Annotated in this window: 12 protein-coding genes; 10 read left to right on the forward strand and 2 right to left on the reverse strand. The window is 52.0% G+C overall.

Translation table 11 applies throughout. The annotated features are described in order from the left end of the window. Positions 1-34: 34 nt before the first annotated feature. The gene (locus tag ACFQ3W_RS02705) at positions 35-976 is read right to left on the reverse strand and encodes a TIGR01777 family oxidoreductase (protein ID WP_379316313.1); all 942 of its coding nucleotides are present in this window, start codon (positions 974-976) and stop codon (positions 35-37) included. A 35-nt stretch (positions 977-1,011) separates the two neighbouring features. Continuing rightward, positions 1,012-1,479: a DUF2621 domain-containing protein gene (locus ACFQ3W_RS02710; RefSeq protein ID WP_379316315.1), complete on the reverse strand. Its 468-nt coding sequence runs from the start codon at positions 1,477-1,479 to the stop codon at positions 1,012-1,014. A gap of 167 nt (positions 1,480-1,646) precedes the next feature. On the opposite strand from ACFQ3W_RS02710, the gene ACFQ3W_RS02715 reads away from it, so the two are divergent. From ACFQ3W_RS02715 to ACFQ3W_RS02760, 10 genes are all read left to right on the forward strand, one after another. Beyond that, positions 1,647-2,759 carry a deoxyribonuclease IV gene (locus ACFQ3W_RS02715; protein WP_379316402.1) on the forward strand — a complete coding sequence of 371 codons (1,113 nt, stop codon included), beginning with the start codon at positions 1,647-1,649 and terminating at the stop codon, positions 2,757-2,759. Positions 2,760-2,801: 42 nt separating this feature from the next. After that, a complete protein-coding gene (gene purU / locus ACFQ3W_RS02720; protein WP_379316317.1) occupies positions 2,802-3,701 on the forward strand; it encodes a formyltetrahydrofolate deformylase in 900 nt (299 codons plus the stop codon). Between the two features lie 165 nt (positions 3,702-3,866). Continuing rightward, on the forward strand, positions 3,867-6,239 hold the full coding sequence (locus ACFQ3W_RS02725; protein WP_379316319.1) for a DUF7408 domain-containing protein: 2,373 nt from the start codon (positions 3,867-3,869) through the stop codon (positions 6,237-6,239). Further along, entirely contained in the window at positions 6,236-7,174 is a 939-nt protein-coding gene (locus ACFQ3W_RS02730) for an ABC transporter ATP-binding protein (RefSeq protein ID WP_379316321.1), read from the forward strand. Before ACFQ3W_RS02725 ends, ACFQ3W_RS02730 begins: the two co-directional genes overlap by 4 nt. Beyond that, positions 7,161-8,093, forward strand: coding sequence for an ABC transporter permease (locus tag ACFQ3W_RS02735; protein ID WP_379316323.1), 933 nt, complete (start codon positions 7,161-7,163; stop codon positions 8,091-8,093). Before ACFQ3W_RS02730 ends, ACFQ3W_RS02735 begins: the two co-directional genes overlap by 14 nt. Positions 8,094-8,138: 45 nt before the next feature. After that, on the forward strand, positions 8,139-9,797 hold the full coding sequence (locus ACFQ3W_RS02740; RefSeq protein ID WP_379316325.1) for a phage tail tape measure protein: 1,659 nt from the start codon (positions 8,139-8,141) through the stop codon (positions 9,795-9,797). 27 nt (positions 9,798-9,824) lie between these two features. Further along, positions 9,825-10,814 (forward strand): AAA family ATPase, encoded by a 990-nt coding sequence (locus ACFQ3W_RS02745; protein WP_379316327.1) that lies wholly within the window; start codon positions 9,825-9,827, stop codon positions 10,812-10,814. Then, on the forward strand, positions 10,811-11,740 hold the full coding sequence (locus ACFQ3W_RS02750) for a DUF58 domain-containing protein (RefSeq protein WP_379316329.1): 930 nt from the start codon (positions 10,811-10,813) through the stop codon (positions 11,738-11,740). Before ACFQ3W_RS02745 ends, ACFQ3W_RS02750 begins: the two co-directional genes overlap by 4 nt. Before the next feature lie 67 nt (positions 11,741-11,807). Beyond that, a complete protein-coding gene (locus ACFQ3W_RS02755; RefSeq protein WP_379316331.1) occupies positions 11,808-13,805 on the forward strand; it encodes a BatA domain-containing protein in 1,998 nt (665 codons plus the stop codon). Further along, the coding region (locus ACFQ3W_RS02760; protein ID WP_379316333.1) for a VWA domain-containing protein at positions 13,789-16,390 on the forward strand (2,602 nt) is incomplete at its 3' end. The genes ACFQ3W_RS02755 and ACFQ3W_RS02760, both read left to right, overlap by 17 nt.

The following is a 16,390-nucleotide window of genomic DNA, read 5'->3' on the forward strand; positions in this document are numbered from 1 at the left end:
GAGACTCCGGGCTATTCTGCATATTGAAGGCAGTTTATTGTTGTAATTGCCTTACAGCTTGCTCCAACTCGGGGTAAGAAAAGGCGAAGCCTGCTTTCAACACCGACGAAGGGAGCACCTTTTGACCTTCCAGCAGAAGACTGGACATTTCGCCTAACGCTCCCTTGAGCAGAAATGAGGGTAGTGGAAACCAGAAAGGGCGGCGGTATATGCGGCTGATCATACGTCCAAACTCCTCATTGCTAACCGGATGAGGGCTTACTGCATTAACCGGGCCGCTGAGGCTCGGCTGCGAGATGCAGAAGTCGATGATTGAGACGAGATCCTGAATGTGAATCCATGGCACCCACTGCTTTCCGCTGCCTATTTTGCCGCCAACGCCAAGCAGAAAAGGTAAGCGCATCAGCGGATAGGCTCCGCCATCATTGCTGAGAACGACACCGGTTCGCAGCTTAATAAGCCGAATACCGGAAAAGCCTTGCTCTGCTGCGTCTTCCCACTGAGTGGTTACGCTGGTTAGAAAGTCGGCATTCTCTGCGGTAATCCTTATCCGGGTCGTTTCATCAAATTGCTCCGTCAGGGAGGTTCCGTAAATCCCGACAGCGGATGCTTGCACAACGACGTTCGGCTTATGGTTCAGTGACTGTATAACCAGCGCAGCCGCGTTTGTTGTATCAATACGGGAGCCCAGAATGCAACGTTTTCCTTTCGCGGTCCACCGCTGATTCAGAGTAGCCCCCGCAAGATTAACGACAACATTAACGCCTTCTAATAGGGAGGTATCTTCCTTCAGTTCCTCCCAGCTTATATACAGTAGGTTATCGGTTGGATTGGATGCAGAAGGGAAATCAGCTTCATTTAACCTTGCTCCCTTTGGGTTACGAGTAATAACGACGACTTTGTGCCCTTGTTTTAGCCAAAAGGAAGTAAGGGCCTGCCCGATCAACCCGGTTCCCCCAAAAATAGCAGCTTTCACAAAGATGACGCCCCCTTCTTCTCCTGACAGTACAACTATTTATTCAATAAGTGCCGGTAGGGTTGGTAATCGATCTTGTTTTTCTCCAAAAAGTTGACCAGAAATTTGTTGTCGCGCTTTGGCGTAGCTATGATGTAACCCTTAATGCAGTGATCCTGGGTCACGGCGTCCGCGTTTTCCTCCAGCGCGATTCTGCCGATCTCGGCGGCAATCGAATGCTTGGCGACGTCCCGAAACGGGCCTGGTACAGGGGCGACAAGTTTGTCCAGAAACGCTTTGGCGTCATCAGTCCATAGGTGACGGCTTTGCTCAACCCAATGATTTTGCCAGTCCAGCTTGGACTTACCGTCGGCTTTGGGTAGCACTTTCAAAAATTTACGGAACATGAAAAATCCGCCAATCGACATCAAACCGAGTAAGACAAAGCCCCAAAAGGCAATCGAATTCATAAACCAGCGATTAGGGCCCTCAGCGGCCAAAATAAAAAATACGATGCGAAGCATTTACTCCATCACCTCAAATATGTAATCTCCATGGCTCATTCCTACAATTTGCAAGTTTAAAAAATGAAATAATTCGTTACAAATTATACCTTATTTCTAGATTTATTTCAGCAATCAAGCTAAAATAGGTTTGTTTAGCGATTTACTGTCTAAAAGGGGGAAAAATGATGCTAAAAATAGGTTCCCATGTTTCGTTCTCGGACAAAGGGCTCATTAGCGCCACAGCCGAAGCGACGTCCTATGGCTCCAGCTCGTTCATGATATACACCGGGGCTCCGCAAAACACGCGGCGCAAGCCCATCGAATCGATGAATATTGAAGAAGGAAAAGCAGCGATGCTGCAGGCGGGGATCGACGAAATTGTCGTTCACGCTCCATACATTATCAATCTCGGCTCTTACAAGTCGAACACCTATCAGCTTGCCGTGGATTTTCTGCAGGAGGAAATTCGCCGTACGCATGCGCTTGGTGTGCGCAACATCGTACTTCATCCTGGCGCATTTACGGACAAGGATGCCGAATTCGGCGTTGCCAGAATTGCTGAAGGGCTCAATGAAGTACTCAATGGGACGGATGAAACGGACGTTTGCATAGCGCTTGAAACGATGGCCGGGAAAGGAACGGAGATCGGCCGCAGCTTTGAGGAAATCGCGCAAATTATCGAGAAAGTGCAGCATAACGATCGGCTTACCATTTGTATGGATACGTGCCATATCCATGATGCCGGTTATGATATCGTTAACGACCTGGATGGCGTTCTGCGCAAGTTCGATGACCTCATCGGGCTGAAACGGATTGAAGTCGTTCATATTAACGACAGCAAAAACCCGGCAGGCGCGCAAAAAGACCGCCACACCCCGATCGGTTCAGGCTGGCTCGGATTCGATACGATCAACCGGGTTGTTCACCATGAGGCGCTTCAGGGGCGTCCGTTCATTCTCGAAACTCCATGGGTCGGCAAAGATGCGAAAACCCAGCGCCCGATGTATGAGGTGGAAATCGCCTTGCTGCGCGGGGATGTTGAAGAACGCTTTGGCGGGACGTTTATGTCTGAGGTGGAGCAGCTAGGGGCATTTTTTGCCAAGCAGGACATTGATCCGCGCTCATACGTACTGGATACTTGGAGTTTGCTGAAGAATGACGCCAAGGCGAAAAAAGCGGATCCGCGGGAACCGATGGAGCGGTTATATGATATGGCTGCGGAAGCCGGCTTGTTCCCGGAGCATACGGAAGAGCAGATCAATCAGCGGCTGATTGGATGGTTTGCCAGCGCACGCTAATTTAGATAGAGGATGAAATCGAACAGCAAGGGGATAGAATGGATGGAGATGTACTTGAAAACGGGCAGACAACCTGTAAAGCCTTATGAAAACAATCGCGCACGCATGCTGATTTCCTGTCCGGACGGGCCTGGAATCGTAGCGGCGGTATCCCGTTTTTTGCATGAACACGGGGCAAATATCGTTCAGTCGGACCAGTATACGATGGACCCCGAGGGCGGCATGTTTTTTATGCGCATTGAGTTTGACCTTGAGGAACTGGATACTCATCTTGCCAGCTTAAAGGCGGATTTCGCAGATATCGCTGACAAGTTTGAGATGCAGTGGAACATTTATCAGCTCAGCCGTAAAAAGAAGCTCGCGATCTTCGTATCCAAGGAAGACCACTGTCTCGTTGAGCTGCTGTGGCAATGGCAGGCCGGTGATCTTGATGCCGAAATTTCCATGGTGATCAGCAATCACCCTGATATGAAGGAGTATGTTGAGTCCTTTGGAATTCCGTATTACCATACTCCGGTCACGCCGGAGACAAAGCAAGAAGCGGTGCAAAAGCAGCTCGAAATAGTGGGAGACAAGGTTGACTTGATCATTCTGGCAAGGTACATGCAGATCGTCCCTCCCGCATTAATTGAGCCATACCGTAACCGGATCATTAATATTCACCATTCATTCCTGCCCGCTTTTGTTGGCGGCAAGCCGTATGCCCAAGCTTACGAGCGGGGTGTAAAAATCATCGGCGCCACCGCTCACTATGTGACCGAGGAGCTGGACGGGGGCCCGATCATCGAGCAGGACGTGCAGCGTGTCAGTCACCGGGACGATGTAAACGAGCTGAAACGGATCGGTCGCACGATCGAACGGGTTGTGTTAGCCAGAGCCGTGAAATGGCACATCGAAGATCGGATTTTGGTACATCAGAACAAAACCGTCGTTTTTAATTAATATGAATCAGCTAAAAATAAAAAAAACGTCAGTGCAGTTAATAACAAAGTTGCGCTGGCGTTTTTTGTATATTTCATTCTAAAAAAGTAACTTTTTCACGGCTATATCACGTTATAATGACGAGAGAATCCATATTTGACGGTAAACTGGAAAGGAGAGGACCAGGTGTTTATTCATACAAAACGGATCGCACCAATCATGATGCTCTTTACGGCGCTTGTCACGTGTTTCGTTGGTGCAATTCCTCAGTCCGTGCATGCAGCGGACAAGCCGTCCATTACCATGGAGAGCGACCTTGGATTTGGCGGAAATACCAAGTTGGGCGAATGGGGTCCGCTGACCCTTACTTTAACAAGCGATACCGACATTTCCGGGGAGGTCGTTGTTCAGACGCCGGTTCCTTATACCGAGAGCAGCGTAACTCATGTAAAAGCAATAGATTTGCCGGCAGGTACGCCTAAGAAAGTTACATTTGGCGTGAGGGGAAACCGTTTTGACAAATTCAACACGACAATTCGTTTCTATAAGGGGACTGTGGAATCCGGGGAACTGATTTCTTTTTCCAAAGGAACTCCTTATTTGGAGTCCACCCCTGAAGACGGTACGCTGATCGGAGTTTTGGCTTCTGACCCGGACAGTCTGAATTTCCTAAGAACTCTCAATAGTGCAGGCGGAAATTTATCAATTGTCACTTTGAAAAAAGAACAGGTTCCTGAGGACGGCACAGTTATGTCTTCCTTGGATTTTCTTTTCATAAACGATTACTCCGTGGACACGCTTAGTGACGGGCAAAGGAAGGCCATTCGCTCCTGGATCAAGAATGGAGGAACGCTCGTCTTTAGCGGTGGGCCGGGTTATCCCAAAAGTGTAAAGGGATTTGAGGATTTGTCCCCGGTTGACTATGCAGGCAATACGTACGTTTCTGAATTGCCTGGACTTACAAAAATCAGCGGGAAAAAGCTCACTATAGATCATCCATTCCCCGTTTCTGCGGCCAAGCTGAAGGAGGGGGCCACGGCTATCGCGAGGTTTGATGCTAAGCCGCTCATCGCCTCCCGGGTTGAAGGAAAAGGAAAGGTTGTTTATGCGGCCTATGATATTGCGATGGAGCCGCTGAACGGATGGGGCGGTCATCCTGAGGTATGGAGCACGGCCCTTGACCTCAATCTGTCGAATTCCACTGGCAAGTATGCTGGAAGTAACAGCGATCTATTTTCCGGGGTTATGCATTTGCTCGATTACTTTCCGTCCATGACCGTTCCTCCGTTCTCGCTGCTTATGTGGCTATTGCTTGGTTATGCTGTGCTCGTCGCTCCCTTGCTGTATTACGTACTGAAAAAACTGGACAAGCGGGAGTGGGCATGGGCTTTAATACCCCTTATTGCAATTGTGGCAAGCGGTGGCATTTATATGGCCGGAACGACAGGAAAGACATCAATTCAAACACATACGTTTAACATTATGGAGCTGGACGGAAAAGGACAGGCTGTTCGAAAGACAGCCTCGGCGTTATTCGTGCCGCGAGGCGGAAACTACACTGTTGAATTATCAGCCGGAACGTACTTGTCAATAGAACGGGAGGACGGGCTATTAACAGGTGGACAAAATCTGGAACCGAGCAGGCAGTCCATTCGAGTAGAGAAGGATCGCACGACGGTGAAACTGCATCAGATGACTCATCGCTCCATTGCCAAGCTATGGATGGATCAACCGGAAACCAGGAAGTTTGGAGCGATTAGCATCGATGCTGGATTCAATGAGAATGGCAAGCTGCAAGGCTCAATAACAAACCTTACAAATAAAGATTTGAGCGATGCGGCCCTAATTTTGGGAGACAGGGTCATCAAGTTGGGAGATCTTCCAAAGCAGAAGACTGTTCCGATTCCAACGGCTTATTCAAAGGCTTCCTATAACGATTTTGGCGGACTGATATTTCCTTTTGGCGGCGGAAGCAGACAAGCCGACCGTTCCCTGGACCGACAGCGGGGTATTCTTAACAGCTACATGAACCAGAGCTCTGGACAAGACAATCATTTATTGATTGCCTGGAGTAAAGAGCAGCTCAGCAGCTACAAGGTGAACGGGAAGAATGTGAAGTCCGATCAGCTAAACATGTGGGTACAGTCTTTTGAACCGACGCTTAGTCAAAATGGTGAAGTGAACCTTCCCTTTGGTTATGTAGATGGACGGGTTATTGGGTCAACTCCAAGCCAATGGAATCAGGAAACTCCAGGTAAAGTGAGTATGTCCTCCGGAGACATGCAGATTGAATATCGTTTGCCATCTCAAGGGGATATCATATATTCGGGGCTGACCATTCGCCAGCAGGATCAGGGAAAAATGACGACAGCGATGATTTGGAATGCGGACAAAAAAGACTGGCAAGAGCTGAATTGGACGAATGGAGAGGTTAAATATACGGACCAGGCTAATCAGTATTTGCAAAATGGGGCGATCATACGAATTCAAATTACAGCCAAGGAATGGACGAGCTTTGATATACCGGAGATTTCCCTGCAAGGGAGGAACAACCGATGATTGAGATCAACAATCTGACAAAAACTTATGGCGGCTTTGAAGCGCTGAAATCGGTAAACCTGTCCATTTCCAAAGGGACCGTGTTTGGGTTTGTCGGTCCGAATGGAGCTGGGAAAACGACAACGATGTCTATTTTGGCCACACTGCTGCTGCCTACGTCAGGTACGGCCAAAGTGGGCGGATTCGAAGTGACGGAACAGCCGCAGGAGGTTCGAAAAAGAATCGGATATATGCCGGATTTCTTCGGGGTATATGACCAGTTTAAAACGACCGAGTATTTGCACTTTTACGGGGCCAGCTACGGGATTCCCCGCAGTGAGCGCAACGCGCTGATTCCGCAATTGCTGGAGCTGGTCAACCTGAGCGACAAAAAGGACGCCTACGTGGATAGCCTGTCGCGCGGAATGAAGCAGCGCTTGTGCCTGGCCCGCTGTCTTGTCCATGATCCCGATGTGCTTATTTTGGACGAACCGGCTTCCGGCCTGGATCCCAGAGCGCGGATTGAAATGCGGGAGATTTTGAAGGAACTGAAGCTGATGGGCAAAACGATCATCATCTCTTCGCATATTTTGCCGGAGCTCGCCGAAATGGTTGATGAAATTGGCGTAATCGAGCGAGGGACGCTAATCGCTCAAGGTAAAGTAGCGGACATCCAAAACCGCCTTAGAGTCAAAAGAGTACTTCACATTCGTGTGCTCGATCGGGCCGTTGAACTGGCCGAGCAGTTGCAAGACGAGATGCATGTCAGCGAGGTGCTTCACGACGAGACTGGGATACATGTTCATTTTGGAGGGGGAGATGCGGAGCAGTCGGAGCTGCTGGCCCGCATCATCTCTTCCGGGTTCCAGGTGGTGTCTTTTAACGAAGCGCAGAGCAATCTGGAAGATATATTTCTGGAGATTACCAAAGGAGGGGCAACCGATGAATTGGCGTAGATGGCTGATCAACCCCGTGCTGGACAAGGAGTTTCGTCTTCGTATGCGCACGCCTCGTTCGGCGTTTATCGTGTTAGCCTATATTCTTGTGATGGGATTGCTGGCGATGGCCATTATCTATATGACGACCTCCGATGGGATGAACGGCAGTGGACGGATTGATCCCGGTGTAAGCCGGATTATTTTTTACGTGCTAAGCATCGGTCAGCTTGTATTGATTGCGTTCATGACACCGGCATTAACGGCGGGAGTGATCAGCGGGGAGCGGGAGAAACAGACGTTAAATATGCTCCTGACCACACAGCAAAGCTCTGCAACGATCATTTTGAGCAAGCTGCTGTCTTCCCTGAGCTTTATGACCCTCGTCATACTGGCGACATTGCCGGTGTACAGCATCGTCTTTTTGTATGGTGGACTCTCGCCGAAGCAACTGGTGCTCGTATTTTTGTTCTATCTGTTTGTTATGCTCCTGCTAGGTTCCATGGGGGTGTTTTTCTCCACCTTGTTCAAAAAGACGATCGTGTCGGTCATCATGACTTATGGCGCAGGCTTAATCATTTTCCTGGTGACAGGCGTTGCCTATATCCTTGTCATGGGGATTGAACAGGCGAGCTACTCAGGTTCGATTTCCTCCCCCCCTTATTCATGGATAGGTTATATTCTCGGACTAAATCCGGCTGGAGCGATGATTAGCCTGTTTGAGCCGTCTTTTTCCAAATCCGTATTCCTAGTGCGGGGAGGAAATATGCAGGCAGGAGCACCGATTGAGCTGTGGCAGGAATTTTTAATCGTGTATACCCCATTGATCGTACTCTTTCTGTGGCTGGCCATTCGCTATATCCGTCCGGTGAGAAGACGAACAAGAGACCATAGTTCAACTGAGCCGGGACCGGGGACGATGACGAAAACGGAACAGTAACGCGTCGTATACCAATAAATCAAGCGGAAGTGGAGGGACAGGTGCGTGGAAACAATCAATCGTCAGCTTGGTGCGGTGCGCCGCCGCTTGCAATGGTTTCGGATGCTGGATGGGCTGAGATACGGCCTGTTGACCGGTCTCGCGGTCACCCTCCTCTGGCTTTCGGCGAGTTGGCTTTGGCCGATGGAGTATGGAAGGGTCGCGGCAGCCATTTGTCTTGTTTTGTGTACAGCAGGAGGCTGGCTGTGGGGACGGCTCCGCAGAGTTTCAATAATCTTAGCGGCTCAAACTATGGATCGTCCTATTACAGGTGAAGAGCGGTTGGACCTGATGACGACGGCGTTAGCTTATGAGAAGCTCGAGACATTCCCTGCTCAGCTTCAGCGGGAACAGGCGGAAGAATACGGTGCTGCTTATGTACGAGATATCAAGAACCGCCTCCCGCTGCCGCGCCGGCGCAAATGGTGGATTCCCGCCAGCCTTTGCTTTATAGCGGCTATCGTGCTGGCGACTGTTCCAAATCCGATGGATCAGCGCATCGCTCAGGCACGGGAGGAGCGTACGTGGGTAAATGCCCAGAAGGAAGAGCTCGACAAGCGGATCATCGAGCTGGATCGCCTTAACCTGGAGAAGGCAGCGAAGGATCCCCTCGCTAAAGAAATGAACGATTTGCGGCAAGCATTGGAGAAAAGTCGCGAACCCGGCCAAGCGCTTAAAAACGTGGAAGAGACAATGAAGCGGCTGAAGGAAATGTCCGACAAGCTGGAGCTGCAGCAGCGGGAAAGAGCAGAGTGGCTCAAACAGTGGAATACACATAAGCTGCCGGGAGGTTTGGCGAAGGCGCTCAAGAACAAGGATGCCGAGGAGCTTGGCAAGCAAATGGAGTCATTTCGCAAGCAGTTGTCGGGCATGACGGAGGAGCAGCGTAAAGCTCTTGCCGAGAAGCTGAAAGATATCGCAGAAAGTGCTCCGAAAAATGACGAGGAAGCAAAGAAGCTGGCGGATGCATTAAAAAAAGCAGCTGCTGCGGTGAGCGAAGGCAAGCAGCAGGATATGGAGCAAGCGCTGGCGGACTTAAATGAGACTATGCTGCAAAACATGAAGGCGGCGGATTCAACTTCCGGTCAGGTCGACACTGCGGCTAAGCTGGCGTCGGCCCTTGCCAAGCAGGGGCTTGGCTTGGCGGAAAATATGCAAGCTTCAGGACTAGCCGTATCGGACACGTGGAGTATGGGGGGCAACGCTGAACAGCTTGCTTCAGGCTCAGGTGCAGGTGCAGGCGAAGAAAGCTCGTCCGCAGGCCCTGAGGGTGGATCAGGCCAAGCTCCGGGAGAGGGAGCAGGGCTAAGTGCAGGAAACGGCTCCGGTTCTGGTAGCGGCTCCGGTGGTGAAGGACGAGGCCAAGGTCAGGGCAGCGGAAAAGGAGCGGGGGCCGGGCTTGGCAGTGGAGGCCGAACCTTGGTGACAACGCCGCGTGACCTGAAAGGCGGCGGCAACGTTAAAAGCGACGGTGGACCGACAACAGGCGGTAACGTGCAAAAAGGGGGCAAGTCCCCTGTATTTGACGGGGTAAGCCGTCCGTATGAGGAAGTTTACAGCGATTACGCGGCTGAGGCCAAGGAGTCGCTAAAGCGCAGCGATTTACCGCAAAGTCTGCAAAGCTTGGTGGAGAACTATTTTACCGAAATTGACCCGGACTCGTAAGCGATGGAGCAATAAGGAGGAGAAACGATGGCAGAAGCGAAAGCCCAGTTGGATTCGTGGAGCGAAACGATCGCAAGCGTGCGGGAGCAAATTTCTCGCGTGATCGTAGGACAGCAGGAAGCTGTGGAGCAAATACTTTGGTGCGTTTTTGCGGGGGGACATGCCCTTTTGGAAGGGATTCCTGGACTCGGCAAAACGATGCTAGTGCGCACGGTAGCTGAAGCGCTGGATCTGTCCTTTTCGAGAATCCAGTTTACGCCAGATTTAATGCCGAGTGACATTACGGGTACTAATGTCATTCGATTTGGGCTGCAAGGGGGAGCCGATACGGTTTTTCAGCCCGGTCCGGTGTTCAGCAGCATCGTTTTGGCTGACGAAATTAACCGAGCGACACCGAAAACGCAAAGCGCCCTGCTGGAGGCTATGCAGGAGCAGACAGTGACGGTAGGCGGGGAGACCCGGCATCTGCCGCAGCCTTTTTTTGTACTGGCGACGCAAAATCCGTTGGAGAATGAAGGAACTTATCCCCTGCCGGAGGCCCAGCTTGACCGGTTCTTGCTTAAGATTCAAGTGGGTTATCCATCACCCGAGGAACTGAAGGAAATTGTAAGAAGGACGACAGTGGCAAATCAGCCAAGAGCAGAAAAAGTAGCTACGGCTAAGCAACTGCTCGAAATCCGGCAAGCCTCAAAGGAGGTGCTTCTTGCAGATGAAGTGCTGGAGTTTGGAGTGCGCTTGCTGATGATGACGCATCCCGAGGAGAAGGAGGCACCGGACTCCGTACGCAGTTACGTTCGTTTCGGCTCTGGGCCGCGCGGTATTCAATCGATCATTTCGGCTGCCAAGGTAAGGGCGATCTCGAAGGGACGTATGCATGTATCGACCGGGGATATTAAGGCGGTTGCAATGCCTGCCTTGCGTCATCGGCTGTTTTTGAATTTTGAGGGGCAGGCGATAGGAGTTTCGACGGACCGGATTATTGAGGACGTATTGGCGGCGCTGGAGGGAAAAAAATGACATCTCCTCTTCTTCCGCCGTCGCTGCTTCCCCGGCTGGAACGGTTATCGATCGCTTCCCGGAGGAGGATTCGGGGAACGATGCAGGGCAAACGACGCTCCAGCCGTTTCGGAAGCTCGCTTGAATTTGCCGATTACCGCGAATACGCGCCGGGAGACGATATTCGGCGTTTTGACTGGAGCGTTTACTCACGTACAGGGCGCCCCTTTGTTCGCCAGTATTGGGATGAACAAGAGCTGCAGGTTAACCTGTATGTGGACATTTCCGCATCTATGGATTTTGGTGGTAAACCGGAGCAAAGCGCTGATGCGGAGCTGCCTTCTGAGAACAAGCTGCTGTATGCGAAGCAGTTGGCCGCTTCCATCGGCTATATGGCACTCGCAAGCGAGGACAGGGTACAGGCCGCCGTTTTTTCCGAAGAGCTGAAGGGCAAGCTTCCGCTGGTGCGGGGAAAGGCGTCTGCGTTAAGGCTGTTTTCATTTTTGCAGGGAGCAGCGCCAGTTGGTAAGGGAGATTTGGCGATGGCGCTGAGAAAGCCGGAGGTACTGCCAAAGCAGCCGGGAATGACCTGGATATTTTCAGATTTGTGGCTTGAAAGAGGCATAGAAGGAATCGAAGAGACGTTGTCATTTCTTCTAGCTGCCGGGCAGGAAATTGTACTTGTACATGTGCTGTCGGAAGCGGAGCTTCGTCCAACGCTTAGTGGCGACTTGCGACTGCTGGACAGCGAGCTTGGCACGGGCAAAGAGATTGCGTTAACCGGTAAAATCCTGGAGCAATACAGTCGTGCGCTGGGTAATTATATGAAAGAAATCAGCAAGCTTTGCAGCAGCCGAGGGATTCGATATGTACTGGCCCCAACTTATGTGCCTCTTGAGCAGGGAATCGTCGAAATTTTGCATAAGGCGGGGACAGGCCGCAGTTGATCAATCAAGTGAGATCTGATGGGATGGACAGGTTGTGCCTGAGCATCAACGGGGAGGAGGTAAAAACATGGGGATTTTGGATTGGTCCGGGTTGTGGTTTGGCCTAACGCTTCCAGCGATCGTACTGATGTATCTGTTCAAACGCAAATATATCGATACGGTCGTCCCCAGCCATTTGCTGTGGGACCGCGTGCTTCGGAATATTGAGGCCAATCGTCCATGGCAGAAGCTCCAAAACCGGCTGCTGCTTTGGTTGCAGCTTCTGGTCGCCGCTTTGCTCGTTTTTGCGCTAATGGAGCCCTTTGTTTGGACCTCCGGCAGCGGCTCCGGCCATACGGTAATCATCGTCGACACGTCGGCCAGCATGAGTGCGGCCTGGAACGACGGAGAGGCGAAGACCAAAGAGCGGGCGACATCCCGCCTGGATAAGGTGAAGGAGCAGTTGAAGGCAAATATTGACGCTGCGGGATCGCAGACGGAATTCACCTTGGTGAGATTGGGCAGCGAGCCGGATGTGCTGTTATCCCGGGAAGGGAATCGGAGCTTGCTTAAACAGGCTGTCGACGAGCTCGTGCCGGATTACGGGAAAGCGGCATACCGCGAGACTTTGTCTCTTGCAGAGGCCTTGACTCGGGACGACCCGGCAGCTGGCGTACTCGTTTATACGGATGACCGCTGGACAGAACGTACCGATGACATCGCATTTGGCGGTGTGCCAATCCAGATTGTATCCGTGGGTGAAGGAACGGAAGCGAACGCATCCATCGAACAGTTTGGGGTTAAGCCCATCAGCAATCAAATTAAAGCTGCAGGCATCGCCACAGTGCGAAACTATCGGGAAACCTCGATTTCGGCTAATTTGGATTTATATGGCGATGGGAAGCTGCTTGCCTCAAAAAAGATTACAGTAGAAGGCGGGAAAAGCGCGCAGGTTTCATTTGAGGAGCTTGCCAGAGATGAGGTCTATCGGCTGCAGCTAAGCCCTGAGGATGATTATGCCCCCGATAATGAAGCCTTTGCTTTTCTGGAGCGTGGGAGTCAGCCCGACGTTTTACTTCTTTCTCCCGGAAATATGTTTCTGGAGAAGGCCCTGCAGTTGTCGGGAGCTCGCGTTACCCGAATGAATACGGCTTCGGGTGGAGGCAAAGAGTCGGAGCAGTCGGCATTACCCGAGGACAAGCCGGACATGATCGTCATCGACGGAGCGGCTCCCGACTATCTAAATTCGGAGCCATGGACTGAGATGCTGCAGGATACTCCGCTATGGACCTGGGGAGGCAAAGGGAAAAAGCTCCCGTTGACAAACGGAGAAGTCAAGACTGTGAGTCATCCCGTTACACGTTATTTGTCATTCACGACTCCGATGGCGGGCGAGCTTCTTGATAGGGAAATGCCTGCATGGGGAAGTCCACTGTTGGAATTTGGCGGGCAGATTGCGGCTTATGCTGGAACAGAAGCTGGGCAGAGAAGACTGTCGTTCCTGTTCGCGCTGGAGGACAGCGATTTGCCGCTGCGTCCCGAATTTCCGATCCTGGTCGGCAATGCTGTAAAGTGGCTGCAATCAGGTAAGGCATCAGGGCTTGGTCGGGTGACGGCGGGAACAGAGGTCGATATCCCTGTCCCTACGGAAGCAGAGGAAGCCTTCTGGATTCCTGTTGATGGGTATGCATTGCAATCTGGTGCAGGGAAAATTGCTGCTGAGCGAAATGCGGGGAGCGTGTTGTCCCGGCAGACATCACCGGGAATTCCTGGTTTATGGCGCTTTGAGATGAAAGAAGCGGACGGTGAGAATCTTTCCAGCTATAACTTGGAGGTCGCAGCCGATCCTGCGGAGTCGGGCATCCTCGGAGGGGGGAAGACTCTTTCTATAGGCAGCAGCGATCAGAATTCAAGCAGTCCAGCCGCATCGGCTGGAAGCGATACACGCAAGGATGCTGGAAAAGCGAAGCCTTTAGGAGCCTCGCCACTTCAATCGCAACGTTCACTCGTCTCACTGGTCGTTTTGCTGGCTTTGCTCGTCATTTTGGCAGAATGGGGGGTGTACCAGCGTGGGCGTTCGATTTGATCATCCCTGGTTTTTGCTGCTCTTGCTTCCGCTTGCCGCTGGCGTTATTTACGCTTATCGTGCAGATTTTAGATTAAGCGGCATACGCCGACAGCTGGCTATTGGTCTGCGCACTGCTATCCTTGTTCTGCTTGTAGCGCTGCTCAGTGGTCTTCAGACTTATACTCTGGTGAAGGATAAGGAAGTTGTTTTTCTGACGGATCGTTCTGCAAGCATGCCTGAGCTGGGGCCGGTTCAGGATTGGATTTTAAAAGCCGGGGAAGGAAAGGGAGCGGAGGACCGTGTAGGCATTGTAGCTGCTGGACTTGACGCTGCGGTAGACAAGAATCTGGATCCGCGATTGATTTCTGACGAAAGCCTAAAAGCGGAGGTGCATGCCGACTTTACGAACTTGGAGCGGGGTCTTGAATTGTCCGGCAGCTTGTTCTCTGGCCAAGGGAACCGAAGAATCATATTGATTTCTGATGGTGAAGAAAACGTTGGTGAAGCGATAAAAGCGGCCAACACGTTAAAGGAGCGGGGCATTGCCGTCGACGTTCTGCCGGTTCCCGGAAAAGAGCGGAAGGATGCGTCTGTGGAGGATTTTCAGGTTCCGGGGAAGTTGTATCAGGCGGAATCATTTGCTTTTGAAGTATTGATTCGCAGCACGTTCTCGGGCAATGCCGAGCTTGGTTTATTTGAGGACAACAGGGAGATCAGCCGGCAAAAGGTGACGCTGGAGCGCGGAGACAACCGCTTCACGCTGCAGGGGTTAGCGCAAAGGCAGGGGATGCACCGCTACCGGGCAGAGGTTTTTGCGGATGGGGATGAGCAGTCCGGCAACAACGCCAATTATGCCTTTACGCGGGTAACCGGAAGTCCAAAGGTGCTGATCGTTGAAGGAAAAAGCGGTACTTCCGCCAACTTGGAGAATGCCCTGAAATCGGGTCTGGTCGATTACATGGTCATCGGACCGGGAATGCTGCCGTCGGAAATGACGAAATATGCCGCTTATGACAGCATCATTTTCAATAACGTCTCCGCGGATCAGGTTGGCGGGAAGACGATGAATTTGATCGAGCAGGCCGTTCGCTCTTACGGCATCGGATTTGTGATGGTTGGAGGAGAAGACAGCTACGGGATGGGCGGCTATTTTAAAACACCAATTGAGAAGCTGCTGCCAGTGTCGATGGAGTTGGAGGGTAAGCGGCAAATTCCGTCTCTAGGTTTAATACTGGTCATCGACCGCTCAGGAAGCATGGACGGGGAGAAGCTGAATCTCGCCAAGGAGGCAGCGCAGCGAACGGTTGAACTACTGCGGTCTCAGGACACCGTAGGTGTTGTCGCTTTCGACGATCAGCCCTGGTGGGTTGTAGAACCTCAAAAGCTGGGCGATAAGAAGGATGTATTAACCCAAATTAACAGTATTCCCAGTGGTGGGGGAACGAACATTTACCCGGCGGTTGAAGGGGCGCTGAATAAAATACTCAGTGTCTCGTCGCAGCGCAAGCATTTGATTTTGCTGACCGACGGGCAGTCCGCCGTTAATAACGGATATGACGCGCTGCTGGAAACGATGAACCAGTCCAAAATAACGATGTCTACAGTCGCTGTCGGGGAAGACGCGGATACGAAATTGCTGCAGTCGCTGGCGCAGGGGGCCAAAGGACGGTATTATCCCGTAACCGATGCTACGACACTACCGGCGATTTTTAGCCGGGAGGCGGCGATGGTTGCGCGAACTTATATCGTGGATAAGCCGTTTGTACCGGCCCTTGTTTCACCCGGGGACTGGGGAAAGTGGTTCAGTGGCGGTGTGCCGAAAATCTACGGATATGTGGCAGCAACGCCAAAATCAACGGCCCAGACCGTGCTGGCAAGTCCCGAGCCTGATCCGCTTCTGGCCAGATGGCAGTACGGCTCCGGGCGCAGTGTAGCCTGGACCAGCGATCTGACAGGTAAATGGTCGAGAGATTGGGTTAGCTGGCCATCTTATGCCGGCTTGTTCACAGAAATGGTGAAATGGACGTTCCCGCAGTTTTCGGCCTCGCCTTTTGAAGTGAACACGACTATTCGCGGGAATGAGATTCAATTTGAGGTAACCGCAGAGGGAGAAGCACCTCCGGAGGAGCTTGAGGCGGCTATTAGCGGAGAAGACTTGCGGGAAGAAAAGGTGCCGCTTGTCCAAAGCTCGCCTGGAGTCTATAAAGGAACGATGCTCGCGGATGAGCCTGGTTCGTTCCTGATTCATCTGCAAGGTAAATCCGGAGGGAAGATGATAGATGGAGGGACAGGTACCGGTTTGGTGATCCCTTATTCTCCAGAGTATCGTTTACTGAACGATGAACCGCTTGAAAAGTTGCAAAAGATCGCCGAAATGACAGGGGGACGGGTGCTCGATTGGAATAAGCCTGAAGCGGCCTTCCATTTTGCGGCCAAGTCCTATCCGTCGCCGCATGATCTAGAGCGGCCGCTGCTGATCGCAGCGCTGCTGCTATGGCTCGCGGACATCGCGATCCGGCGCCTCGCGCTGCCGTGGGGCCGCATGGCGGAGCGGCTTGCCGCCGCCATGCCATGGCGGCGCCGCGCGCGTGCCCGCAGCGCGG

The sequence above is a fragment of the Paenibacillus puldeungensis genome, assembly GCF_042678945.1.
GTDB lineage: Bacteria > Bacillota > Bacilli > Paenibacillales > Paenibacillaceae > Fontibacillus > Fontibacillus puldeungensis.